The organism is Marinifilum sp. (assembly GCF_965230805.1).
Taxonomy (GTDB): domain Bacteria; phylum Bacteroidota; class Bacteroidia; order Bacteroidales; family Marinifilaceae; genus Marinifilum.
Genome location: NZ_OZ246019.1, coordinates 2,104,154 through 2,130,532, shown reverse-complemented (window position 1 = coordinate 2,130,532; position 26,379 = coordinate 2,104,154). Strand labels below are relative to the sequence as shown.

23 protein-coding genes are annotated in these 26,379 nt (G+C 34.2%); 7 read left to right on the top strand and 16 right to left on the bottom strand.

The window, feature by feature from the left end:
* The first annotated feature begins 369 nt into the window (after positions 1–369).
* The 5 genes from ACO05S_RS08530 (at position 370) to ACO05S_RS08510 (ending at position 4,753) form a co-directional block, all read left to right on the top strand.
* Positions 370–1,329, top strand: a complete 960-nt coding sequence (locus tag ACO05S_RS08530; RefSeq protein ID WP_421921088.1) for a DUF4271 domain-containing protein — start codon at positions 370–372, stop codon at positions 1,327–1,329.
* Between the two features lie 37 nt (positions 1,330–1,366).
* Entirely contained in the window at positions 1,367–2,125 is a 759-nt protein-coding gene (locus ACO05S_RS08525) for a uroporphyrinogen-III synthase (protein WP_421921087.1), read from the top strand.
* A 79-nt stretch (positions 2,126–2,204) separates the two neighbouring features.
* The gene (locus tag ACO05S_RS08520) at positions 2,205–2,651 is read left to right on the top strand and encodes a ribonuclease P protein component (protein ID WP_421921086.1); all 447 of its coding nucleotides are present in this window, start codon (positions 2,205–2,207) and stop codon (positions 2,649–2,651) included.
* Positions 2,590–2,832: a membrane protein insertion efficiency factor YidD gene (gene yidD, locus ACO05S_RS08515; RefSeq protein WP_421921085.1), complete on the top strand. Its 243-nt coding sequence runs from the start codon at positions 2,590–2,592 to the stop codon at positions 2,830–2,832. Before ACO05S_RS08520 ends, yidD begins: the two co-directional genes overlap by 62 nt.
* Positions 2,833–3,064: 232 nt before the next feature.
* A complete protein-coding gene (locus ACO05S_RS08510) occupies positions 3,065–4,753 on the top strand; it encodes a S41 family peptidase (protein WP_421921084.1) in 1,689 nt (562 codons plus the stop codon).
* A 105-nt stretch (positions 4,754–4,858) separates the two neighbouring features.
* Here the strand turns inward: ACO05S_RS08510 and ACO05S_RS08505 are convergent, their stop codons facing one another.
* The 6 genes from ACO05S_RS08505 to ACO05S_RS08480 form a co-directional block, all read right to left on the bottom strand.
* Entirely contained in the window at positions 4,859–5,458 is a 600-nt protein-coding gene (locus tag ACO05S_RS08505; RefSeq protein WP_421921083.1) for a YoaP domain-containing protein, read from the bottom strand.
* A 178-nt stretch (positions 5,459–5,636) separates the two neighbouring features.
* Complete coding sequence (locus tag ACO05S_RS08500) at positions 5,637–6,452, bottom strand: EFR1 family ferrodoxin (protein WP_421921082.1); 816 nt, start codon at positions 6,450–6,452, stop codon at positions 5,637–5,639.
* A gap of 131 nt (positions 6,453–6,583) precedes the next feature.
* A complete protein-coding gene (gene polA, locus ACO05S_RS08495; protein ID WP_421921081.1) occupies positions 6,584–8,551 on the bottom strand; it encodes a DNA polymerase I in 1,968 nt (655 codons plus the stop codon).
* Positions 8,548–9,357: a 5'-3' exonuclease gene (locus ACO05S_RS08490; protein ID WP_421921080.1), complete on the bottom strand. Its 810-nt coding sequence runs from the start codon at positions 9,355–9,357 to the stop codon at positions 8,548–8,550. Before ACO05S_RS08490 ends, polA begins: the two co-directional genes overlap by 4 nt.
* A gap of 167 nt (positions 9,358–9,524) precedes the next feature.
* Positions 9,525–9,971 (bottom strand): 6-pyruvoyl trahydropterin synthase family protein, encoded by a 447-nt coding sequence (locus tag ACO05S_RS08485; protein WP_421921079.1) that lies wholly within the window; start codon positions 9,969–9,971, stop codon positions 9,525–9,527.
* Between the two features lie 41 nt (positions 9,972–10,012).
* Positions 10,013–10,312, bottom strand: coding sequence for an ArsR/SmtB family transcription factor (locus ACO05S_RS08480; RefSeq protein ID WP_421921078.1), 300 nt, complete (start codon positions 10,310–10,312; stop codon positions 10,013–10,015).
* 202 nt (positions 10,313–10,514) lie between these two features.
* Between ACO05S_RS08480 and ACO05S_RS08475 the strand changes: the two genes are divergently transcribed.
* The gene (locus ACO05S_RS08475) at positions 10,515–11,501 is read left to right on the top strand and encodes a polyprenyl synthetase family protein (RefSeq protein WP_421921077.1); all 987 of its coding nucleotides are present in this window, start codon (positions 10,515–10,517) and stop codon (positions 11,499–11,501) included.
* Position 11,502: 1 nt separating this feature from the next.
* Here ACO05S_RS08475 and ACO05S_RS08470 read toward each other — a convergent pair whose 3' ends face one another.
* The 4 genes from ACO05S_RS08470 to dtd form a co-directional block, all read right to left on the bottom strand.
* Positions 11,503–13,422: a PAS domain S-box protein gene (locus tag ACO05S_RS08470; protein ID WP_421921076.1), complete on the bottom strand. Its 1,920-nt coding sequence runs from the start codon at positions 13,420–13,422 to the stop codon at positions 11,503–11,505.
* A 117-nt stretch (positions 13,423–13,539) separates the two neighbouring features.
* Positions 13,540–14,439 (bottom strand): deoxyribose-phosphate aldolase, encoded by a 900-nt coding sequence (gene deoC, locus ACO05S_RS08465; RefSeq protein ID WP_421921075.1) that lies wholly within the window; start codon positions 14,437–14,439, stop codon positions 13,540–13,542.
* Positions 14,440–14,590: 151 nt separating this feature from the next.
* Positions 14,591–14,932: a nucleotide pyrophosphohydrolase gene (locus tag ACO05S_RS08460; RefSeq protein WP_421921074.1), complete on the bottom strand. Its 342-nt coding sequence runs from the start codon at positions 14,930–14,932 to the stop codon at positions 14,591–14,593.
* Positions 14,933–15,385 (bottom strand): D-aminoacyl-tRNA deacylase, encoded by a 453-nt coding sequence (dtd, locus tag ACO05S_RS08455; protein ID WP_421921073.1) that lies wholly within the window; start codon positions 15,383–15,385, stop codon positions 14,933–14,935. It abuts the gene before it with no gap.
* A 193-nt stretch (positions 15,386–15,578) separates the two neighbouring features.
* Between dtd and ACO05S_RS08450 the strand changes: the two genes are divergently transcribed.
* Positions 15,579–16,562 (top strand): lipoate--protein ligase, encoded by a 984-nt coding sequence (locus ACO05S_RS08450; protein ID WP_421921072.1) that lies wholly within the window; start codon positions 15,579–15,581, stop codon positions 16,560–16,562.
* Between the two features lie 70 nt (positions 16,563–16,632).
* Here the strand turns inward: ACO05S_RS08450 and uvrC are convergent, their stop codons facing one another.
* From uvrC to ACO05S_RS08420, 6 genes are all read right to left on the bottom strand, one after another.
* Complete coding sequence (uvrC, locus tag ACO05S_RS08445) at positions 16,633–18,435, bottom strand: excinuclease ABC subunit UvrC (protein ID WP_421921071.1); 1,803 nt, start codon at positions 18,433–18,435, stop codon at positions 16,633–16,635.
* A 21-nt stretch (positions 18,436–18,456) separates the two neighbouring features.
* Positions 18,457–20,100 carry an adenine deaminase gene (ade, locus tag ACO05S_RS08440; RefSeq protein WP_421921070.1) on the bottom strand — a complete coding sequence of 548 codons (1,644 nt, stop codon included), beginning with the start codon at positions 20,098–20,100 and terminating at the stop codon, positions 18,457–18,459.
* 134 nt (positions 20,101–20,234) lie between these two features.
* The gene (mnmG, locus tag ACO05S_RS08435; RefSeq protein ID WP_421921069.1) at positions 20,235–22,112 is read right to left on the bottom strand and encodes a tRNA uridine-5-carboxymethylaminomethyl(34) synthesis enzyme MnmG; all 1,878 of its coding nucleotides are present in this window, start codon (positions 22,110–22,112) and stop codon (positions 20,235–20,237) included.
* 146 nt (positions 22,113–22,258) lie between these two features.
* A complete protein-coding gene (gene ybeY / locus ACO05S_RS08430) occupies positions 22,259–22,684 on the bottom strand; it encodes an rRNA maturation RNase YbeY (RefSeq protein WP_421921068.1) in 426 nt (141 codons plus the stop codon).
* Positions 22,685–23,092, bottom strand: coding sequence for an ATP-binding protein (locus tag ACO05S_RS08425; protein ID WP_421921067.1), 408 nt, complete (start codon positions 23,090–23,092; stop codon positions 22,685–22,687). It abuts the gene before it with no gap.
* Entirely contained in the window at positions 23,085–26,369 is a 3,285-nt protein-coding gene (locus ACO05S_RS08420; RefSeq protein ID WP_421921066.1) for a DUF4175 family protein, read from the bottom strand. Before ACO05S_RS08420 ends, ACO05S_RS08425 begins: the two co-directional genes overlap by 8 nt.
* Positions 26,370–26,379 lie beyond the last annotated feature (10 nt).

Genomic DNA, 26,379 nt, shown 5'->3' with positions numbered 1-26,379 from the left:
TTTATTTTTCCTTTCCGTGTAATTCTATTCCCCAATATTCGAAGTGAATCATTAAAAATATAACACATAGTAAAATGAGAAAAATCTTTTTTCGTTAGTGATAATTTTGATCTAGCAGCTTCCATGTTGCAAGTTAAAAATATTATAAACGGATGAAATGAGTCTTACATTATTTTATGCTAATACAGGCATTGCTAAAGAGTAACCAAAAATTGAACATAACAGAGAAAACGAAATTAAGAATTAAACGCTTGGTTGGATATGAGAAGATTCAAGCTTTAAGAATTTTACTGGCTTTCTTTTTCTTCATGCACAAGCTCTTCAAAATAAATTTATCTTTGTAATTGTGGAAATGGTACACAAATTATAATGGCTTTCATCAATTCATCAGTCTCTCCCGTTCATAAAACGGTATTTCAAGATTCTACTCCTCAAGTTAATTTTAGGCAACAGCGCTTAAACAAAGGGAAAGTCATAAGCGATAAGACAGCGTTAAATCAACAAGGGGTTAAGCTAGCAAACGACTATGAATTAAAAACTTTGCTTGCTTCTGCTGATAGCGTAAGAACTGACACTATTTTTCTGAATCTTATCCCAACTCCCGAGTATATAAACGCTGAGTATTCAGTTCGTGATAATAATATTGAAAGACCTTTAATCAAAGATGGAAGATTAATTGAAAAAAATCAGAGTGACTGGATGTCTGCCGTGGGGATTTTGATTCTCATTCTTATGGCAATTATTCGTTTTTCGTTTAATAAATATCTACACAGACTAATTGATTCGATTTTAAACTACCAGGTTTCTAACACTTTGTTTCTCGAAAAAAATATGAGAAATCGGCGCGGAGGTATTTTTCTAAACGGACTGTTTTTTGTAAACTTTTCTTTCTTTGCTGTACTGTACTACAATTATATACACACCGGCATTGATCAAGAATCATCAATCTTAAGATTTTTTTCTGTTTTGACAGGATTATCATTGATCTATTTTGGGAAACTTATTGTGGTTAGAACCATTGCTTATATTTTTGATGGTGTGAAAGAAGGGAAAGAGTATTTATACAATGTATTTATCTACAATAAAAATCTGGGAATCTTTCTTTCACCAATTACCTTAAGCGTTCCATTTGTAGTCGAATTTGCTGCCCATTTTTTATTACATGCAGGTTTAATTCTTACTTTAATTTTTTATTTATTACGCCTGTTTAGAGGCATTAAAATATTATTTCGCAAACATGTTTCAATATTTTATATGATTTTGTACCTTTGTGCCTTGGAAATTTTGCCCTTACTCGTGATTTACAAACTGTTAATATCATTGGTATAAGGCGGTGTAAAGAATTGTTGAACTAAACTCTAGTGTTTTGCGAATCAAGACTATCCTGGTATCACAACCAAAGCCCCAAACAGAAAAATCCCCTTATTTTGATTTGGCCGAAAAATACAATTTAAAAATTGATTTTCGCCCTTTTATTCAAGTGGAAGGTGTTTCAACCAAAGAATTTAGACAGGAAAGAATCAATATTCTGGATCATACAGCGGTTATATTTACGAGCCGTACAGCCATTGATCACTTTTTCAGAGTTTGTGAGGAATTAAGAATTGCTGTTCCCGATGACATGAAATACTTTTGTATTTCCGAATCAACTGCTTTCTATCTTCAGAAGTACATTGTTTACAGAAAACGTAAAATTTTCTTTGGCGAAAAACGTTTTGAAGATTTAATGGATATCATTGTGAAACACAAATCAGAGAAATTCCTGATACCACTTTCAGATATTCACAAACAATCCATCCCAACTCTTCTTGATAAAAACAAAATCAATTATACAAAGGCAATATTGTATCGTACAGTTAGCAGTGATTTATCTGATTTGGCAGATGTGAATTACGACATACTTGCTTTCTATAGCCCATCTGGTATTACTTCGCTATTGCAAAACTTTCCTGATTTTGAACAAAATAGTACCATTATAGCCGCATTTGGTCCAGCTACTTCAAAAGCAGTTAACGATGCAATGTTAAGACTGGATATTCAGGCTCCAATGCCACAGGCTCCTTCAATGACTATGGCTCTGGATCAATTCATCAAGAAATATAACAAAGACAATAAAGACAAGTAGCCTGCCACAACATAAAAATTAAGAAGGGGAATTTGTTTTCCCCTTTTTTTGTCGATTTTTGTATTTTAATCCAAACTGAATGACACGTAAAATACGTTTTACTTTCGAAAAAGCTGAAAGACTTACACACAAGATTCTTATTGGCAAACTATTTTCTGAAGGAAACGGTTTTTCCTGTTATCCTTTTCGAGTGGTATGGAAAGCTGCTGACCTTCATTCCAATTATCCGGCACAAGTTGCCATAACCGTCTCGAAAAGAAACTTTAAACATGCGGTAAAGAGAAATCTTTTAAAAAGAAGAATTCGGGAAATTTATCGATTAAATAAACACAAGCTTTACGAAGAACTAGAGAATAAAAATGTTCAGATCGCCTTTATGCTCGTATATCTTCCAAAAAAAATTATGGAAACTGCAGATATGGAAGATTCACTGAAAAAGGCATTGCAACGAATTCCTAAAGAGTATGAAAAACATTCTAAAAATACTAAAACAGGCAGTTCTATTCATCATGATTCTGCCGATTAAGTTTTATCAGTATTTTATATCTCCACTAACTCCTTCTACATGCAGGTACACTCCTACCTGTTCTTCGTATGCCATTCAGGCATTAAAAAAACATGGTCCCTTCAAAGGGGCTTATCTTGCTATAAGAAGAATTCTATCCTGTCATCCCTGGGGAGGACATGGCCATGATCCTGTGCCTTAAATCAAAAGAATCTGAACTTGAAAAACTATCAGGTAAGACAATTCCTATTTGATAGCTAACACCATTGGTATTATTCAACAATTGGGTTAACAAATGTTAAAGGTGATAGATTTACAATGGGATTAGCTATATTTGTAACTGCCTACTAATAAAATTATTCTGCTAAACAATTATTTTGAGGAAAGGAAATCTTCGCAGGGTTAGTTAAAATATCAATTAAAAAAAGAAAAATATGAAGCTTCGAGGAAAAAGAGGAGCCATATGGATGCTGGCTATTCTACTATTTTGTAGTGCTGCATTCTTCGGGTTCAGCAGGGATGAAAGAAATTTTGAAATCAGTAAAAACCTGAATATTTATTATACCATGTTCAGAGAACTGAACTTGTTTTATGTAGACGAGATTGATCCTGGTGATTTGGTAAAAAAGAGTATGGATGCCATGCTGAAAACTCTTGATCCTTACACCACATACATATCCGAATCAGAAATTGAAGATTTTAAACTGATGACAACCGGAGAATATGCAGGTATTGGAGCCTTAATTAGCAAGCACAAGGATGAAGTTATTATTGCAGAACCTTACGAAGGATTTCCTGCCTACAAAGCAGGATTAAAAGCAGGTGATGTAATGCTTGAAATTAATGGCACACCTACTAAAGATAAAAGTACCGATGATGTTAGTAATCTTTTAAAAGGACAACCAAACGTGCCACTTACCATTAAAATTAAGCGTCCGGGTGTTAAGAATATAATGGAAAAAAAACTGGTTCGTGAAAAAATTCAGCTTCAATCAGTTCCTTACTTTGGAATGATAAGCGATTCAATCGGATATATCCACCTAAATCAGTTTACAAACAAATCGTCTGGAGAGGTAAAAGAAGCATTAAAAACTTTGAAAGAGCAAAATGCCAAATCGATTGTATTGGATTTAAGAGGAAACCCTGGAGGTTTGCTCGATCAGGCAATTGATATTACAAACTTGTTTGTGAATAAGGGAGAAGGTATTGTTAGTACAAAAGGAAAGGTTTCGAAATGGGATAAAAGCTATAAGGCTACAAAATTGCCTATTGATGCAGAAATTCCTATTGCTGTTTTGGTGAACAGAGGTTCGGCTTCTGCGTCGGAGATTGTTTCTGGAGCAATTCAAGATCTGGACAGAGGAGTTGTACTTGGCAATAGAACTTTTGGAAAGGGATTGGTTCAAACGACCCGAAACCTTACTTACAACACCAAATTAAAGGTAACTACGGCCAAGTATTACATTCCCAGCGGAAGATGCATTCAAGCTTTGGATTACAGTCATAGAAACGAAGATGGCAGTGTTGGTAAAATTGCTGATTCCTTGATTACAGAATATCATACAAAAAATGGTCGCTCTGTGTACGATGGCGGAGGTATTCTCCCTGATATTAAGATTGAACCTGAAACTTACAGCATTTTAAGTGTAAATATGATTCGTGATTTCATGTTTTTTGATTTTGCTACGCTATACGCAAACAATCACGAAAGCATTGCTTCTGCAAAGGAATTTGAAGTTAGTGATGAACTGTTTCATGAATTTGTAGAATTTGTGAAGTCAAAAGAAGATTTTAAATACAAATCGGAAAGTACTGAGATTATAAAAGCCTTAAAAAAATCTGCAAAAGAAGAGAAGAACTTCGATATTTCAACTGATGAATTTGCTGCTTTAGAAGCAAAATTAGCTCCAAATTTAGATCGTGACTTACAAAGATTCAAAGATGAATTAAAAGAGCTTTTGGCTCACGAAATCGTGAAAAGATATCATTACCAAAAAGGTGGAATTGAATTCAGCTTGCGCAATGATAAAACTCTTTTGCGAGCCATTGAAGTCCTTGAAAACAATAACGAGTACGCTGGTATTTTGGATGGTAGTATTGGATTACATGCGATTAACAAGTAAAAAGATAAAGGCAAAATAAATTGTCAGAAGCTAAATAAAATTGATATAAAAAAGCTCATTCTTTCGTTGGAAGGAATGAGCTTTTTGTTTCTATAAGATTACTGATTATCTCAACAATTTATTCATCATATTCTCAAAGCGTGTATTGCTTATGGGATGATGACTGATTACTTCTCCATTGTAAATCATGCAAAACGATCCAAATGCACAAGGCGCTTGCTGAACGGATTCTGGATTTTTTAAGTCAATCAGTTTTGCAGTGAGATTATATTTTTTCTGAGCAGTTTCGAGAATTGCATTTACGTTCTTCTCGATATAAGGACATTGAACAGATCGCATAATTACCAAACCTTTCTGTTTGATATCCTTATTTTCAGTAATATGACTTTTAAAACTTGGAATTATTAAATCTTCATTGAAACGAAGTGCCAACAGTTGAAAATCTGGACTTGCTTTGCCTACAATTTCAAATCTGTGCTTCAGGAAGATATTATTATCACTCATAAAAGAACCTTTTCTTGTGACTACAGCGACTCCTCTCCTATTTTGTTGCTTGGCCTCATTAATACATTCTTTTAGTAATGCCGATGCATATCCTTTTTGTTTAAATCCCTTTTTAAATCCTACAAAAACACAGTGAATAAACAGGTAGCCTTCGGCATTTACTGGTCTGTGTGCCAACTCTCCTGGAATGTATTCCAACATTCCCTGGTATGATAACCAAAGCTTTTATTCTCAATCCTTTTGGATAATATTCCTTGAACCAATCAATCTTATTTCGTAGCTCCTTGTGCATTTTTACATCCTTATAACCGCATACACCATATTCGGCGATGTTTTCGGGAGTTAGGTTAATAATTTGGTAGTTTTGGGTCATACCTAATTATGAGTAATTATACTTCGGTTTATAATCAGGTTCATGATATTTATTTTTCCCTTTCGTATCTCCACCTTGCAATTGATATATCGACTCTTTTGGGCAGAAATTTACACATCTCATACACTGTTCACAAGTTTCACTCCAAACAGGTTTCTGATTTATAATTTGGATACTATTGGATGGACAAATTTTAGCGCAAAGTCCGCATGCATTGCAACTATTATAAACCTCAAACAGTCGCCACATGTTTTGCACTCCCAGGTACTTAAATAGCAAGTAATCCCAGTAAAACTTAAATATTGAAAACCTTTTGGGATAGTTAAAATCGTGATGTTTTACTGTTCCGTCTAATATATCTTGTGCTATTTCTTTGGTCTTAATTTCAGCTTCTTTAATAATTTTTATTGCTTCTTCCTTTGAAGGAGGGTATGGTGGTTTTGGAGATGTTGTCCAATTTATTGGCATTTGAACTATCGCAGAATAAATAATCTCACAATTCTTTTTGCGCAATATCTTCCTGCATTCGCTAATTGCAAATCCTGATTCTTCAGAATCACCCGCTGTAATTAGCAGAAAGACATTCTGTTTCATTTTAAAAGGTTCCAATCCTTTTAAGTATTTGCGACAAATTCTTGGTATGCCAAAAGCATAAACCGGAAAACAAAAACCAAGGAAGTTAGATTCCGGAAGGCTTTTTTCATTTAATGAAATTTCGGAAATACTGGTAGCATGACCTGAGTTCTTGAAAATAGAATTGCATATCTCTAAAACTTTTAAAGAATTTCCTGTTCCCGTAAAATATTTCAATTCTATATTCATCGAATCTTTTCGATTGAGTATTAATTAATTCTGATTTGCATACTAATCTACAAAAAACATAAGATTATCTAAAAAAAGTGCCGAACAAAGAATCAATCTCTATTCAGCACTTTTATATCGTAAAACTAGAATTAATGCGCTTCCAGCCAGTTCTCTCCCACTCCCATATCCACGGTAAGTGGAACGATTAGTTGAACTGCGTTTTCCATTTCTTCACGAAGAATTACTTTCATTTGTTCCAGTTCGGATTTTAGGCAATCGAAGTTCAATTCATCATGCACCTGAATGATCATTTTCGATTTCATTCCCTCCTTTTTCATCCGCTTGTCGATGTTTATCATGGCAATTTTAATTACATCGGCTGCTGAACCTTGAATTGGTGCATTAATGGCATTTCGTTCGGCTACTCCACGTACAATTGCATTGCTAGAATTGATATCTTTTAAATATCTGCGTCGGCCCATCAAAGTTTCTACAAACTCATCCTCACGTGCTTTTTCAATACTAGCATCCATAAATGCTTTCACTTCAGGATAGGACTCAAAATAACCATCTTTAAGCTCTTTCCCTTCTTTTCTTGAGATGTCCAAGCGTTCGGCCAATCCCCATGCTGAAATGCCGTAAATGATACCGAAATTCGCAGTTTTTGCACGGCTACGCATGTCTTTGCTTACCTCTTCGATTGGCAATTTGTAAATTTTTGCTGCAGTTGCCTGGTGGAAATCTGCTGCATGGTTAAAAGCATCTATCATGTTCTGATCCTTGCTCATGTGCGCCATTAAACGCAATTCAACCTGCGAATAATCGGCAGAAAGGAAAATGTGATCTTCTGTAGATGGAACAAATGCCTTACGAATGTATCTTCCCTGCTCTGTTCGAATTGGAATATTCTGCAGGTTTGGATTTGTAGAACTCAAACGACCAGTTGCTGCTTCGGCCTGATTGAACGAAGTATGAATTTTACCAGAAGCTTGGTTGATATAGGTTGGTAGAGCTTCTACATAGGTTGAAATCAATTTCTTCAATGATCTGAAATCCAAAATCTTTTGAATGATATCGTGCTTGCCTTTTAATTTGGTAAGTACAGCTTCGGAAGTAGAATACTGCCCTGATTTGGTCTTTTTAGCTTTACTATCCAACTCCATTTTCTCAAACAGGACTTCTCCCAACTGTTTTGGCGATGCAACTTTGAACTCTGCATCCGCCATTTCTTTGATATCAGCCTCTATTCCATTTACCTCTTCGATAAGTACCTTGGCATAATCATTCAAGGTTGGAACATCTAAAGAAACACCATTGAATTCCATATCAGCCAGAATGCTCATAAGAGGCATTTCAACCTCGTTAAACAATTTGCTTAGACCATTGGCCTCCATTTGACTCTCAAGCTCTGATTTTAGCTCTAAACCAAGCACAACTTCTTCGCAATATTGATCGTGTTTCACTGGCTCTTCCTCCAGCATTAAACTCAATTGTGCTTTTTTGCCTTTTCCTTTCTCCTCTTCCTGAATTACGTTGTAGTTTAAAACAGAATTTGCAACAAAAGAAAATTCATGCTTTACTTCTGGTTGAATCAGGTAATGAGCAATCATGGTATCGAAAATTGGAGCCTTCACTTCACAATCCAACCAACGAAGTGCTAAAATGTCCTTTTTACAATCGTGACCAATTTTTATGATTTTCTCATCTTCGAAAATGTATTTGAATTCCTTAACAACTTTTTTGGCTTCTTCAACATTATCCGGTAACGGAACAAAAAAAGACTTGTCGTTCTTAAATGAGAAGCACATTCCTCTCAATTTTGAGGTGTTTGGATCGGAATCAGTCAAAATTGTTCTAAATGCGAACTCTTTTTGAATGCACAATTCCGCCTTTAAGTCGGCTCTTACCTGCTCATTATCAAGCACAAAAAACTTGGAGTTTAAAGTATTTATGTCTCTGAGAATGACTTCTTTTTCTTCTGTAGACTCACTGTCCGTAGATTTTTCAGTCTGAGCAGTGAAAAGATCACCTTGATTCTTGAACACACGTTCAGCAAGCGTAAAAAATTCCAATTCCTTAAAAACAGCTTTCAACTTGGCTTCGTTAAAATCTATCATTTAAATTTTTCTTCATCGAAATCTATCGGAGCATTCAATGCAATTTTTGCCAACTCTTTCGAAAAACGAACTTGCTCTTCTGAGGCTATAATTTTTTCTTTCTGTTTTCCTTTTAGATGGTCTGTATTCTCATAGAGTCCATCTATCGATTTGTATAATCCTATCAATTTTTGTGCAGTCTTAGGTCCAATACCCGGGCAACCTGGAATGTTATCGGCAGAATCACCCATCAATCCCAAATAGTCGATGATCTGATCGGGTTGATCAACACCAAAATTTTCTTTTACTTCCTGAATTCCCCAAACTTCAACTTCTTTTCCCGAACGTTTTGGTTTATACATAAAAATATTTTCACTTACCAATTGGGCGTAATCCTTATCGGGCGTCATCATGTAAACTTTATAACCTTCTTTTTCGGCCTTTTTTGCCAATGTTCCAATTACATCATCTGCTTCAAATCCTTTCACATCTATTTCAGGAATATTAAATCCTTGAATAATGCTTTTGATATATGGAATTGACTTGCGAAGATCTTCTGGCATTGGCGGGCGCTGTGCCTTGTACTCTTTAAACATCTCATGACGGAAAGTAGGACCTACAGGATCAAAAACAACTGCAATGTGCGATGGTTTTTCCTTTTCAAGCACTTCCAAAAGTGTGTTAGTAAATCCCAACATTGCTGAAGAATTAATGCCTGTTGATGTAAACCTTGGATTCTTGATAAATGCGTAATATGATCTGTATATCAAGGCAAACGCATCTAATAAAAATAGTTTTTTGCCGGAATTACTTGCTGATGAGTGCATAAAATTGAATGTATTAATGTATTCAAACAAAAATACAAGATAATACCGCTATCGCAATTAACATTGATTAATTATTAATGAATAAAGTAGACCGAATTACAAATCAATAGATAACAAAACAGCCCGAATAATGTATTCGAGCTTAACATATCTTAAAAAGGTGTTATTTAATTATCAGAAGCATACCATTCTGCAAATGAGGTTGCTGTTTCATGCAGTTTTAGCGAATGCAATTTTACCTCTTTTGGTAATCGGACTTTTATTCTTTCTGCAAAATCAGCAATCATATTTTCACAAGTTGGTTGGTAATCCATCACAAAAAACCGATCGAACATTTGAGGAATATTCAGTTGATCGATATTTGGTGTGTCTTTGCTAAGAACCAATGCATGATCTAACTGATCAACAATCTCCTCAGCTACAATCCCTTTCAAATCTCCAAAATCCATAACCATTCCCAACTTAGGATTTGCTTTATCTGTAATCGGTTCTCCAATTACTGTAACAAATAAAATATAAGAATGACCATGTATGTTTTTACACAATCCATCATAATTCCATAAGGCATGAGCCATTTCAAAATGGAACTCTTTTGTTAATCTAATCTTTGCCATTTTTTATGTCATAAAAAAACCGGATGATACCGGTTTACATTTTATCCATTTGTACAATTGCTGATACAATCAACAATATTACTCAAACTACAGTGCTTAAGGAAATAGTACGTATTTTTTCCTTCGCGTTTTGAAGATAAAACACCTTTATCCTTTAAAATTCCTAAATGATGAGAAGTTGTAGATTGTTCTATCTTAAGTAATTCATGAATTTCAGTCACCGTAAGTTTCTTACCATCTTCCAGATAACCCAAAATTGCAATTCTCATTGGATGGGCGATTGCTTTTAGCATATTTGCCGCCTGCTCCAGTTTTTCAGGTTCTAATTCTTTAATTTTCATATACTAAGCTTATTCACGTAAATTATCAAATGCAAATATATAAATATATTCGTGAATCAAAACTACAATCATATCGAAATATTTAAATTTCTCGTTTTGTAGATAATTTATTTGTAGTCTTAATAAAAAAGAGATATTTGTATCTAAAAATTAGATTCAGTAAGGCTTTCAAGAGAGGTTTAAATTGTTAACTTTGGTTTCTATGGGTTTGAAAAAAAGCAGTATTCGTAATATAAAAGCTCCTATTGAAAAGGAAATGGAACAGTTCGATTCTTACTTTAAGCAATCGATGAAAAGCAAAGTCCGCTTACTGGATATTATCAATAATTATGTTGTTAAACGAAAAGGTAAGGAAGTAAGACCCATTCTTACTTTTCTTAGCGCCAAATTGGTTGGAGATATTGTAGAATCGACTTATGTTGCTGCTGCTTTAACTCAATTACTGCATACCGCAACGCTTATTCATGATGATGTTGTTGATGAAGCCTACGAAAGAAGAGGGTTTTTCTCGCTAAATGCTCTTTGGAAATCAAAAGCTGCTGTTCTGGTTGGAGATTTTTTACTTTCGAAAGGATTATTACTTGCCTTGAAAAATAAAGAGTATGATCAGTTACAAGTAGTTTCGGATGCTGTTAAAGAAATGAGTGAAGGTGAACTGCTACAACTCGAAAAATCACGTAAACTGGACATTACAGAAGATATTTATTTTGATATCATTTACAAAAAAACTGCAAGCTTAATTGCTTCTTGTACACATTTGGGAGCTCTTTCGGTAGGAGCAAATCAAAAACAGCAAGAAGAATTAAAGAAATTTGGTGAATATTTGGGTGTAGCCTTTCAGATGAAAGACGACTTGTTCGACTATGAAAAACAAGGAAATATAGGAAAGCCCACTGGGAATGACATTAAAGAAAAAAAACTTACTCTTCCGTTGATTTACGTACTACGTAATGTTTCTGATAAAGAACGAAAGTGGGCTATTAAAATTATCAGAAAACACAATAAAAATTCTAAAAAAGTAAGTGAATTAATTCAGTTTGTGAAGGAAAAAGGAGGTATTGATTATACTCGGAATAAAATGCTTGAGTACAAAGAAAAATCCTTAGCTATTTTGACTGATTTTCCTAATTCTGAAGCGAATCAATCATTAAAGGAATTGGTTGAATATGCAATTTCCAGAAATAAATAACTCAAGTAGCTTTCGGCAAACAAATCGTGAACTTACTCCCTACTCCTAATTCACTTTCTACAAGAATTGATCCGCCATTTTTTTCGATAAACTCTTTGCATAAAATCAACCCAAGGCCAGTTCCTGTTTCATCCAAAGTTCCCAAGCAGCTACAATTGGTATCTGTTCTAAAAAGTTTTTGTTGATTTTCAGTACTTATTCCTACCCCATTATCTTCAATACTACAGTAGATTTCGCCATTCTTCTCACCAATATTAATATTAATCGTACCTCCAATATTTGTAAATTTAAAAGCATTTGATATAAGATTTCTAATTACAGTTTCTGCCGTATATTTGTCTGCAAGTACTTCAAAATCTGTTTCACTATTTATTTTAACCTCAATATTCTTGCTTTCTGCCTTTACTCTGTGCAGTAATAAATTAGAATCTACTAATTCTCGTACTTTTATTTTTTCGGTTTTTAATTGCATAGCACCTGTTTGAGCTCTAGACCACTCCAGTAGATTATTAAGCAAACTGTATTCTTGCTTCAAAGAAGAATCAATTAAGTCAATCATACTGGTTAATTGCTCTTGTTTCATATGGGTGTGATTCTCTTTTAAAATTTGAACAATTGGCAACATCGCATTAAAAGGATTCTTTAAATCATGAGCAATAATTGAGAAAAATTTATCTTTGGTTTTTATAGCCTCTTCCAAAGCTTTTTCGTTTAACTTGCGAGTTGTTATATCTCTGGCAATAGCCATTATGGTAGCTACCTTGCCATTGTCATCAAATTCGGGAATCAATTGCCAATCAAAATATTTCAGTTCGCCATTTAACTCAATCGAAAACTCAACTACATTTATTTCTGAACTCTGAAACACAAATTCCATTTCTCGTTCCCAGAATTCACACAAAGATTTAGGAAAGCCAATATCTTCATTTCTTTTACCAATAAACTCTTTTTTTTCAATGTGTAATAGTTTAACTGTAGCATTATTAACAAAAAGGAATCTGTATTCCCTATTAAATCTCATAATTATATCCGAAGCATTTTCTACCAAAGTTCGGAATCTTTTCTCGCTTATTTTGAGTTTATCCTCGGCCACTTTTCTCTTCTCTAAATTGCGAATTGAAACAAAGAAGATTCGTTCACCTTGCAATGGAATTAAAGTTGCACTAGCTTCAACAGGAATTCTTTTTCCAGATTTCTTAATCAATTCGGTTTCAAATAAAACATGATCTTTGTTTTTCATTTGTTGTTGTCTAGCATCAAACTTTATTGAGTAAGTGGGGTCATCTATATCATCAATTCTTAGTTTTTTAAATTCCTCTTTTTTATAATCAAGCAATGAAGGTAAGTTTGAGCCAAAATCAAGAAAATTCCCTTTAGAATCATGAATTAAAAAAGCATCGCCTGCGGATTCAAAAATGTTTTTAAAAAAATCGTCTCTTTGCCCTACCTTATCAACCAATTGATAATAACCAGAAATATCTTTACTCTCAATAACCAACCTTTCAACCTCTCCATGCTCATTTAGTACAGGATTAATTAGCTTCTCTTCAAAATTTATTGAATTATTAACTTCAGAGGATTTTAAAAATCGATTTGCTTTTTTCGATGCAACGACATCTTTAACAATACATTCCTCACATTCTTTCTGTAAACCATAAATCGCCTTGTAACACTTTTGTCCTATAATATCCGCTCTTTTTTTTCCAATTTGCTTTAACTGATTATTATTCACTTCTACTAAAGTAAAATCAGTATCGATTACGGATAGATTATCCTGAGTTCGGTTTTTAGCATTTCGAAATAAATGTTTAAATAAACCAGACTTGGCTTCATAAGATTGCTTTACATTCTTTAGTTCGGCTTCCAGTTGTTTTATTTTCTGTTGTAGATGTTCTGAGGATTCTCTAAATGTCTGTGTCAATTGTAAGCAGCTTAATAATATTATCAATAATGTTTCAACGATAAGTATTGTTGGCCTAATATAACGCAAAAAGTCGGAAAAAGTTTCCGACTTTTATGAAAAATTACAATTAGTATCTCAAAAATATGTGATTGATTTTTCTTCTCCTGTTTCCATTTTGTGAATCTCACTAAGAAGATTGTTAGCCAAACTCGAAGCCCCAATTCTTAAGTATTTATTATTTAACCACTTTTCCCCTAAGTTGTGATTTGATATGGTATAAAATTCGATAGCATCTTTTGCAGTGGAGACTCCTCCTGCTGGTTTAAATCCTACCATACGACCTGTTTTCCCGTAATATTCGGTAATTGACTTGGTCATTATGTATGCAGCCTCAAGTGTAGCGTTAACAGATACTTTCCCTGTTGATGTTTTAATGAAATCTGCACCGGCTTCCATTGCTAAAATTGAAGCTGTTCTAATATTTGAAGCTGTTTCCAACTCGCCAGTTTCCAAAATCACTTTTAGATGTCCTTCTCCACATGCTATTTTCTGAGCCACAATCTCATCGAATACAGTTTGATAATCGCCCGCAAGGAAAGCTCCTATTGAAATCACGATATCAATTTCGTCGGCTCCTTTTTCAACAGCCATTTTGCATTCTAATGCCTTAACTTCAATGTATGATTGTGAAGATGGGAAAACACCGGCCACAGAAGCAATATTAACACCTTCTGCTTTTAAGTTTTCATTTAATGTTGGAACTTGGTATGGATATACGCAGATTGCAGCAACATTTGGCATGTCAAAATCATTCCGGAAGTTATTAACATTTTCAGCAAAACTTTTGGCTCTTTCGTGTGTATCGGTAGAATTTAAAGTTGTTAAATCGATTAACGAAAAATTTTTCTTTAAATTCTCTACACTGTACAATGAATCGTAATCAGAAGCGATAATCTCTTTTACCTGATCTGCCACTTCTTGATCGTTCAATTCCAGATTGTACGTTTTCAAGATCTCTAAAATGTTTTTCTTCATTTTTTGAAGTTTCAAAATGTCATTAATTATTTTTTTACCGGTTGCGAATCTATTCACTGATTTCTCCATTTCGTACTTTTTAGTACTCTTCGTTAAGTCACAAAACTATACAAAAAAACAGTTCCTAATGTGTGATTTTTATCTTATTTCATTAATCATTAGAAAGTTTGGTGTTTTGTTTATGTCGAGTCGAGTCACGATTTGTTTTCTTTTCGAGATTTTTGAGCAGTGCCTCATTTAAATCAACACCCGTTTGATTAGCAAGGCATATCAAAACCCAAAGTACATCTGCCATTTCATCGGCCAAATCAACTTCTTTATCTTTTTCCTTGAATGATTGTTCGCCGTACTTCCTTGCGATGATACGGGCCACCTCTCCTACCTCTTCGGCGAGAATGGTCATATTGGTGAGCTCGTTGAAATAACGAACGCCATATTTTTTGATCCAATCATCTACTCTTTTCTGCGCTTCCTTTATCGTCAATTCATCCATTTATTCCTTGTTTTTGGTATCGATTATAATTGTTACCGGTCCATCGTTCACTAATGCCACTTCCATATGAGCACCAAATTTTCCAGTTTGTACATTTGTGCCTGATTCTCTCTCCAATTCTTTCACAAAATACTCGTAAATGGGTACAGAAATATCAGGCTTTGCTGCCGCGATATATGATGGTCGGTTGCCTTTTTTAGTTTTGGCGTGCAAGGTAAACTGACTTACTGTTAAGATATTCCCTTTCACATCAAGTAAGGATTTGTTCATTACACCATTTTCATCATCAAAAATTCTAAGATTGCAAATTTTCTTAGTCAGCCAATCTGCATCTTCTTTGTTGTCTTCATTTTCGATTCCTACCAAAATCATCAAACCTTCGTTAATTTGCCCAACAATTTCATTTTCAACGGTCACAGAGGCTTTACTTACTCGTTGTATTACAACTCGCATAACTAAATATTTATAAAGATGTTTATATTAGGGGTGCTATTTAAAGCAGATTTTAAAGATAAGTCAGTCTGATTAGGAATCATTGATGAAATCGATGACATGTTAAAAAAAATCAGCTTATCAAAATTAAGTCTAAATTAATATCTTTCATAAATAATAGTGATATTTGTGATCGGAAAAAAATATTAAAATCATGAATTATTTTATTAGTGAATCAAACGATCCTTACTTCAATTTGGCCTGTGAAGAATATCTTCTAAAAAATTACGATGAAGATTTCTTTTTCCTTTACATTAATCGGGATTCACTAGTTGTTGGAAAACATCAGAATACCCTGGCCGAAATCAATCTTGATCGTGTGAATGCCGAAAATATTCCGGTGACTCGCAGGTTGTCGGGAGGAGGAACAGTATATCATGATTTTGGGAACCTTAACTATTGCCTGATCAAGAAAGGAGAAAAAGGAAAGCTGGTCGATTTTAAGGCATATAGCCAACCAATTATCAACTCGCTTCAAAAGCTAAATGTAAATGCCAAGTTTGAAGGCAAGAGCGATTTGACCATTGATGGGAAGAAGTTTTCGGGAAATGCATCGCATGTATATAAGAATAAGGTGATGCAACATGGCACAATGCTATTTTCAAGCGATTTAAAGCGCTTAAACCAACTCTTAAAGGTAAATCCATTAAAGTATAAAGACAGAGGCGTAAGATCCATTAGAAGTCGTGTAACCAACATTGCCGAATACTTGTCCTCTCCTATTTCGATAACAGATTTTGCTGATTTGCTTATCCAGGAATTTGAAAATACCTATCCTAACTCCACAGCATTTACATTCTCTGAAGAAGATTTAAATGCAATTGAGAAAATAAAGACGGATAAATTTCTAACCTGGCAATGGAATTATGGATATTCACCCAATTATCAATTTGAAAAGTTGTGCGCCTATTCTTCCGGTAAAATTCTTGAAATTGAAATGAAAGTGGAAAAAGGTTTTATTATAGAACTGGAAATTACAGGCAATTGCATTAAAAGAGAGCAATTTCAAAGCTTTTTAGATACCTTTAAAGGAATAAGTCACATTAATACATTGATTTTCAAAACTATTGAATTAATTAATCTAGACTTATACTTTAATAATATCAGCTCTAAAGAACTATATCAGTTATTTTTTTAATAAATTATTTGATAGTAAGTATCTGAAAAGGAGTAATTTACAATCTACAATTTAATACAGATAAACTCATTTAATTAAAATATTTCCAGACACTTAAAGCTTTTGAATTACCAATTTCTTCAGAGATTTCATTCAATGTGGCCTTCTTCACATTTTCAACCGACTTAAACCTTTGAATTAACTTTTGCACGCTTTTTGGACCGATTCCTTCTATTCGATCCAATTCCGAACCAATAAATGCTTTGGATCGTTTCTGCTTGTGAAATGTAATGGCAAAACGATGTGATTCATTTCTCAAGTGCTGAATCGTTTTTAATGTTTCAGAATTCTTGTCAAGATATAATGGATAAGGATCGCCTGGAAAATAAATCTCTTCTAATTTCTTTGCGATTCCTATGAGTGATATTTTTCCTCGCAAATCCAATTTCCCCAAACTATTTAAGGCCGCACCCAATTGTCCTTTCCCACCATCGATTACGATAAGCTGCGGTAATGTTTGGTTTTCTTCCAATAATCTTTTGTACCTGCGATAAATAATTTCCTCCATTGAAGCAAAATCGTTTGCACCAACTACCGTCTTTATATTATAATGTCGATAATCCTTTTTATAAGGCCTGGCATTTCGAAATACAACACAGGAAGCAACAGGATTTGTTCCCTGTATATTCGAATTATCGAAGCATTCAATATGAACCGGAAGATCTTTTAATCGTAAATCTGTTTTCATCCTTTCCAAGATTCGATCAGAATTGGATTGCTTTTTGGATTTTTCACCCTGCTTTAACTTCTCGAGACGGTAATATTTGACATTGCGTAAGGATAAGTCCAATAATTTTCGCTTGTCTCCACGTTGAGGAACCAAACATTTGACCCCAGAGAATGGCAAATCTATTTCGAAAGGAACGAGGATTTCATTTGCAGTACTAAAAATCTTTTGTCTGATTTCAGTAATGGCAAGAAGCAACAGATCTTCTTTACTCTCCTCAATTTTCTTTTTTAACTCAATTGTATGAGCCTGGATAATGGTTCCATTTACTACCTTTAAAAAATTGACATATGCCGATTCTTCATCATCCAAAATAGAATACACATCAATATTATTAATGGATGGATTTACAATGGTAGATTTACTCTGGTATTTATCCAGCAATTCAAGCTTTTCTTTAATTACATGTGCTTCTTCAAACTTAAATTCTTCTGCAAGATCTGTCATTTTATTCTTAAGGTGAGAAGTAACCATTCGGATGTTACCTTTCAGAATATTTCGAATCACCTGTATGGTTTCATTGTATTCATCCTCCTTGATCTTCCCTTCGCATGGGGCCTTACAATTACCAATATGATATTCGAGACAAACTTTAAATTTACCATTTAAAATTGATTCATTGTTTAAACTTAAATTGCAGGTTCGAAGCTTGTATAATGAACGAATCAAGTCCATAAGTGTTTTCACCATCTTAACACTTGTGAATGGACCAAAATATTCCGAACTATCTTTCACCAGATTCCGGGTAACAGAAACGCGAGGGAAATTTTCTTTCTTGATGCAAATCCATGGAAATGATTTGTCATCTTTTAGTAAAACATTGTACCTGGGCTGGTGCTTTTTAATCAGGTTATTTTCTAGTAGCAATGCATCTTCTTCCGAGTTTACAACAATATGCTTGATATCCGAAATCTTTCGAACCATGATATTGGTCTTTGCATTGTCGTGCACTTTGTTAAAGTAAGAAGCTACCCTACGCTTTAACCTTTTTGCCTTCCCTACATAGATAATGGTATTGTTCTCATCGAAGAATTGGTATACACCGGGTTCTTCAGGTAAAGCTAAAATCAGAGATTTTAAATGGTCAATGTTTTTGTTTTTAATCATCGATTACTATACAGAGAATTATTAATCATTGGTGAATAAATCTACCACTTTAAATTGGTCTACATCGAATAATCCCTTATCGGATAATTTTAATTTTGGAATAACCAATAGAGACATGAATGCAAGTGTCATGAATGGAGATTCAAAATCTGATCCCAGAACCGAAGCGAAATCTCTTAGCTCTGAATAATCATTCAGTAACTCCTTTCCTGTTTTATTCGACATCAATCCTGCTACTTCTAATTTTACAAATTTGCTATCGCCCTTGTTCACTGCCACAATTCCACCCTTTAATTCAATCAGGGTATTTATGGCATGAATCAACTCTTCATCGCTTGTACCAATAGCTATAATATTATGACTGTCGTGAGCAATACTTTCAGCAATGGCTCCTTTCTTAAATCCAAAACCTTTTACAAATCCAACAACCGGCTTTCCATTATCGTAACGACTCATCACAACCATTTTTAGCAGGTCATTCTCAACATCTGCAATCAGATTTGAAGCTTCTATTTTTGGATCGCATAAAATGGAATCGGTAATCAAATCTCCATCCTTAGCAACCATTACTTTTATTCTGCCATTTTTAGGTTGGACATTTAAATCCGATAACTGGATTGCTTTTCGACTGAAATTATTTAATAAAATTTCGTTATGAACTTCGAATGAAGCTTTTCCATTTTTATAAATACACTCCCCTTTTCGATATGACTCGATCACATCAAAGGAATCCAGATTGTCCACTACAATAAAATCTGCTGAATCTCCATTTTGAATCAGACCCAAATCCAACCCGTAATGATGAATTGGATTGTAACTGGCTGCTCTCAATAAATTAAAAAGATCATATCCTTTTTCCAATCCTTTTTTTATTAGATAATCGATATGCCCATCTTCAGCCATATCATCAGGATGCAAATCGTCGGTACACAACATTACCTTTTCTGGATGAGTTTCAAGCAATGAACATAGAGCATCAAAATCACGCGCCGCACTTCCTTCTCTAATTTGTATCATCATGCCCAAAGCAATTTTATCCAATGCTTCTTCCAATGTAGAACATTCATGATCTGTAGAAATTCCAGCGGCAACATATTTTTTCAGATCCGCACCTTTTAAGCCTGGTGCATGTCCATCGATTTTCTTTCCTAACTTTTTACAAAAAACTATTTTTTTGAGTACTTCCAGATCCTCCTCTACCACGCCAACAAAATCCATTACCTCGGCCAGGCAAACTACTTCTTCTCTTTTAAGCAAACTTTCCACGATATTACTATCCAAAACAAAACCTGAAGTTTCATGTTCTGTTGCCGGAACACAAGAAGGCACTCCAAACTTTATTTCCAGTGGAACTTTCTTTGCATCGTTGATCATGAAATCAACTCCAATCTCGCCAAGCACATTTGCAATTTCATGCGGATCGGTTACCAAACCCAAGGTTCCACACTTTACTGCTTCAGCTGCAAATCGACTTGGAATTAAAAGCGAACTTTCGATATGCATATGAGAATCGACCAATCCAGGCAATATGTACTGATCGGGAACATCTGCTTTTGGCAATATGAATTTTATTCGGCCATCAACTACTTCAATTTCACCTGAAACAATTTCACGTGAAATTACATCTACAATTTTACCCGATATTTTAAAATTTTGATCTTTCATGTTAGAGAATTTAAGAGTGCAAATACACTTACAAAAAGGCCCGAAACTATCACTTTGCTTTTGACAAGGAGATCGATTTCGGGCGTTTTAAGGAGTAATCATTTGAAAAATACCCCTTGGTTCCACGTGGAACATTATCGTCCCATAAGTACCAAAAGAACGTTTATGTCACTTGGCGAGACACCAGAAATACGTGATGCCTGCCCTATTGTCTGTGGTTGAATCTTGTCCAACTTCTGTCTGGCTTCGGTTGATAAAGACTGTAATGTCATATAATCAAACCTACCTTTTATGTCGATATTTTCCAAACGAGTCAATTTATCCGCTATTAATTTTTCCCTATCGATATATCCACTATACTTTATCAATACCTCGGCTGCTTCAATAATTTCATCTCTTCGATTTGGGATTTCGTTTATAACCTCTTTTAATGGAGTAACATTCTCAATTAAATCGTGAATTCCAACCTGAGGTCGTAAAATAATATCATACAATTTTACACCTTGCTTTAACGGACTTGTTCCCAATTTTTCAAGAACCGGATTTAGGAATTTAGATTTACAACTAAACTCTTTACAGAAATTAAATAGTTTATCCCTATAGCTAATTTTTTCTTCGAGCAAATCCATTCTTATCTTTTCGGCCAATCCCAACTCAAATGCTTTTGGAGTTAGTCTAACATCTGCATCGTCCTGACGTAATAATATTCGATACTCGGCACGAGAGGTAAACATTCGATATGGCTCATCAACTCCTTTTGTTACCAAATCGTCGATTAAAACTCCAATATATGCTTCATCTCTTTTAAGAGTAAAATCCGATTTTCCCTGAACTGATAATGCTGCATTTATTCCAGCAATCATACCTTGAGCTCCTGCTTCTTCATAACCGGTTGTTCCGTTAATCTGTCCTGCAAAATAAAGCTTCGAAATAATTTTGGTTTCCAACGTGTGATACAATTGAGTTGGATCGAAGTAATCATACTCGATTGCATATCCGGGTCGATACATTTTTACATTTTCCAATCCAGGTACTTTTTGCAGGGCTTTAAGTTGAATATCCCAAGGTAAACTTGATGAAAATCCGTTAATGTAATATTCATGCGTATGTTCCCCTTCTGGCTCCAAAAATAACAAATGCTCATTCTTTTCAGAAAAAGTAGCAAGCTTCGATTCAATACTGGGGCAGTATCTTGGACCAGTACTTTGTATTGTACCATTATACATTGGAGAGTCTTCAAATCCTTCACGTAAATTATCATGTACATCAGGATTTGTATAGGTAATATAACAAGGCCTTTGAAGAAGTTTTCTATTGACATGATCTTTTAAATAAGAAAATTGGTAAAAACCATCTTCACCACCTTGTTCTCTCATTACAGAAAAATCAATAGTTCTCCCATCCAAGCGAGCTGGTGTTCCGGTTTTCATTCTTCCTACTTTAAAGCCGAAAGATTTTAACTGTTCACTAATCCCAACAGATGCAGGCTCTGCAGATCTACCTCCATTCTCCTGTGCTCTTCCAACATGCATTAGTCCATTAAGAAAAGTTCCATTAGTAAGCACAACTGTTTGAGACAATATCTCAATTCCAAGTTTGGTTTTTACACCTTTTACAGTCCCATTATCTACAATAAGGCCAATCACAGCATCCTGCCACATGTCTAAATTATCTGTATTTTCTACAATTTTCCTCCATTCAGAGGAAAAGACCATTCTATCACATTGGGCTCTTGGACTCCACATTGCAGGGCCTTTCGATCGATTCAACATTCTAAACTGAATGGATGAACGATCAGTAACAATACCTGTATATCCACCTAGTGCATCAAGCTCGCGAACAATTTGACCTTTCGCAATTCCACCAATTGCGGGGTTACATGACATTTGGGCAATCTTATTCATGTCCATTGTAATCAAAAGAACTGATGAACCTAGATTTGCCGCTGCTGTTGCTGCTTCACATCCCGCATGCCCAGCTCCTACCACTATTACATCATATTTAGGCAACATACTACAATCAGATATTTGTATTCTTAATTCCTTGTTTAATTTTAAAAATATTTTCTTTACTCTTATCCAATGTATAACAAATTGATAGAAAACTATATTTGTTTCTAATCACTTGTTATTCAAAAAAAATGTAAAATTGAACAAAGTTAATCAATCTTGGAAAGTAATACTAATGATTCGTCCTCCTTTTGTGTCATAATAGTCTGCTCTTCATCTGTTTTATCGTTAATTCCCAACAAATGAAGTACACCATGGATAATAACACGATAGAGTTCTTCTAAATATTCGCATTTGTATTGGCTTGCGTTGTCTCTAACAGTATCGACACTTATAAAAAGATCACCTGATATGATATTGGCTATTGTGTAATCGAAGGTAATTATATCAGTATAATAATCGTGATTTAGGTGCTCACGATTCATTTTTAGTAGATAATCATCTGAGCAGAAATAATAATTAACCTCTCCTATTTCCCCCCCATTATTTACTACAACGCGATTGATCCAATCGCTTATGCGTTTTTGATCAATCGCGGGAATTTCTGTTTCACACGAATTATATGTAATCAACATTTAGGCAAATCTAAATTTCATATCAACTAATGCTCCATTTTCGCAAAATTCAATATCATCAGCCAGATGATTCATTAAGAAGATCCCTCGACCATGCGTTTTTTCAATATTTTCAGGTAGGGTTGGATCTGGAATGTTTTCAAAGTCAAATCCACTTCCTTCATCTTCGATAATAAACTGAATAGCTTCATCATCAATATTGAACTCAACTTTTACATTCTTTGAGACATCCAATCGATTACCATGTAAAATTGCATTATTTACAGCTTCAATAATAGCTACAGAAATTTTACCGTAAATTTCCGAGCTTAAATTGTAGGAAGATGAAATATCGTCAATCAATCTTTCAACCCTACTTATGTTCTCTAATTCAGATGGAAATACCAACAAGTTTTCAGATTTAGTCATTATTTAGTTTTATCATATAATCCAAGTACAACTTATTATAATAGTCAAACAGTATTATATTTGAGTCATCAAATACGCCCTCATAATTTATTCGTACTCTTTTATACTCAAATATTTCTCTAGGGTTACTCAATTTTAAAATATTTCCTGTCTTACTTTCACGTCTCTTATCAAAATCTTTTTCTCTATGGGCATTTTCGGCTTCTAATAATTTTGAAAAAATCTGATTTTGTCGAAATATCATTGACGAATTTATTGAAAAATTAGAAATGTCAGACTCATTTTGGTCAATCATTTTGGCAACTTCACGTAAGATTTTTTCACTTTCGTTTCCCAACCTTCCATTTTGAAGCAATTCATTTAAACTTTGTTGATACATTTCCTGATACTGTAAAAGCTTTCCAAACTTCACTTTTGAACTATTTTCTAAATTACCATTTTTCATTTCGGAAATTAATTCTTTCAGCATATTTTTTAAAGATTGTTGCTGAGATTTGAGTCCGGAGAATGACACCTGCCCCTGTTTTTTATCGCCTAACTGATCGCCAGGCATAGCATTAGCCATTTGTTCCATCATTTGTTTTAAAGCTTCAGATAGAAATACACTCAATTCATTAACGTCGGCTAATACTTTTTGTTGCGCTGTTGCAGATTGAACTTTTCGCCTTTCACTAGCTTCCTCAATTACCTTTTCCAATTCATTTTCAATATTCAATAGTCTATTTCCAATCATCGACGCAACCTGTGGTGATCTTGATGATAATGCAAGTAATGAATCCTGAATCAAATTGTACTCTTCTTTTAACTCACCTTGCTCCTCTATCATTCGGGTATATAATGGATTCAAATACCCAACTCTCTTAAAGCGACTTAATGCATCTTCCTGTTTAAACGAAAACTCAATTAAATTGTTCATCAGCAAAACTAAATTTCCTATGTCTTCAGTCCTTTGAGCAGAAGTGACATTGGAGATGCTTTCTTTTAATTTATAGGCAAAACTCTTGAGCTTTGAGGATGTTTTTTTCATATTTTTTACACCCTTGCCCACTTTTCTATTTTGCAACAACTGACCAGATTCTTCAATCATTTCATTGATTTCTTCCTGTTTTTTGCTAATATCTTGATCGAAATCATATGGTTGATGGTTGAAAGAGTTCTGATCTAAAACATCGTCCAAGTCTTTTGTAATTTCTTCCCATTGTTCCTTATTACTATACCGAATTTCGTTTAGCATTTCAAGATTTCTAGATTCTTTTCCCAAAGCATTTTCCTGATCCTCAGCCAACTTATTAATCCTGTCCGTCAGCTTCTCCACTCGAACCTCAATCTCGAACCTTTCAAGTAATTGTAGGTTTCTATCCAACTGCTTCTGAAAATCATGTACCGACATTTTTAATTGGTTGCCAAGTTTATTTATGTCCTCAGATTTTAGATCTTCAGCTAATTTATTAAACTCATTGAATAGTTTCTGCAAATCAGAATCCATTACTTTTTTTAACAGTTCTTCGATCTGTGCTTGTTTCTCCTTTAGAACACCAGAAGAATTCATTAGACGATTCTTACGCTCATTCTGTTTCCTTACTTCATGGAGTAATTCATCCAGTTGCTTCTTCTTATCCCCAATCCCTTTTAGGAGTTGCTTCTGTTGCCATTTTTCCGACGATCCGTTTAAAACATTTCTTTGCATACGAAGAATATCCTTTTTTATCGATTCGCTCAATTGCATTCCGGTGTTAATTTTACTATTAATACTATCTTGAATTGCAGCGTTTAAATCATAAAGTTGGTTTGAATCAGGAATGTAATAATTGAATCTTCGTGAAATTGCTTTTTTTGATCCATTGATTCCATCATTATCAAATACTTCGAAATGATACTTGATATTACTCCCATCCTCAAAATTTTCATTGGCAAAATTGAACGAAAAGAAAAATTCCTGTGAACTTAAATTTGGATCAACAGAGATGGGAATGTAGGTTGGCGTTTGATTTTCTATTTGATAAACAAATCTCAATTTTGAGAATCCATAATCATCTTTAATTTGTCCTAAGAAATAATATCCGGATTCAATAATTGAATCCTGAATGCTTGAAATTTTTATTTGGGGATACAAATCTGGAATGATATCAATATTGTATTCGGCATAAGAATATCTATTAAAATCATCATTCATTAGAAAAACTCTATACGAACTCTTTTCATTGATTTTTTTAGAAAATTTAAACGAATTTCTTTCCAAAATTAATGGTGTAGGGTTTAGTGAATCAGAAAAAATCAATTCTCCTGCACTTGAAAAGTCTGTTTCGAACACCCATTCCAAAACAGAACCCATTGGAACACTGACATTTCCAATGTTTTTTTCAGTGCGTAAAGGCAGTTTTGTATAGCTCGGTGATTTGATCAAAATAGAAAATTTTTTAATGCTTGGCTTCGAAATTAGCTTGATTTGAAATTCTTTAGAAATTATATTCCCAGATTGAAGTCGAAATGAAATATTGGAATTGATATTCCGGAACAAATATGAAAAATTTCCGAGTTTTTCAGTTTTCATTAAGAACCTGGAATTATCTGTTACCAAGTATATCTCTTTCGGAATATACTTCCCCTCTGTATGCGCTTTTAAGGAGAAATCCGCCCCTTTAGTAGCTATGCCAGACCAATCGTCCAAATGGAATGTAAAATCAGCAGGAGGAGTATATTTGATGTTAAAATTAAGAAGTCTTTCCGTACTGTTAGAGTACATATCCGGAATTAACAAATGGACAAAAATCAGCACTGAGATAACAGCAAATAAATACTTCAGATACTTAATATTGGCCTTGAAAGAAATTGCTTTTCGGAAAGAGATAATTTTTACTGAGTCAATCCTCTGATTGATACTTGCTAACAGCAACGAATTTTCGTCTTGATTAATTTTAGAAGCTTGAACTGATAACTCTAGCGTATTGATCAACTTATCCTTAAGCTCAGGAAAATGTTTGGAGATAATTTCAATCGCTTGCCGATAAGAAATTCGCTTGCCGACTTTTAGCAGACCTACAATTGGACGAACTATAAGCTGAAAAATCAATGCCACAATAAAAATAGCCGTTAAACTAACCAGTAAGGTCCGCATTGCAACAGACAGGTAAAGAAAATACTCAGAAAACGAGATGAGAAAGAAATAAGAGAAAAACAATACAAGACACAACAGAAATCCACGTAGTAGTAGATTCTGATAATATTTACGAATAAAGCGATCGAGCTTCGCAATTAAAGTATTCTGATTATTTTCCATTTCTTACCTG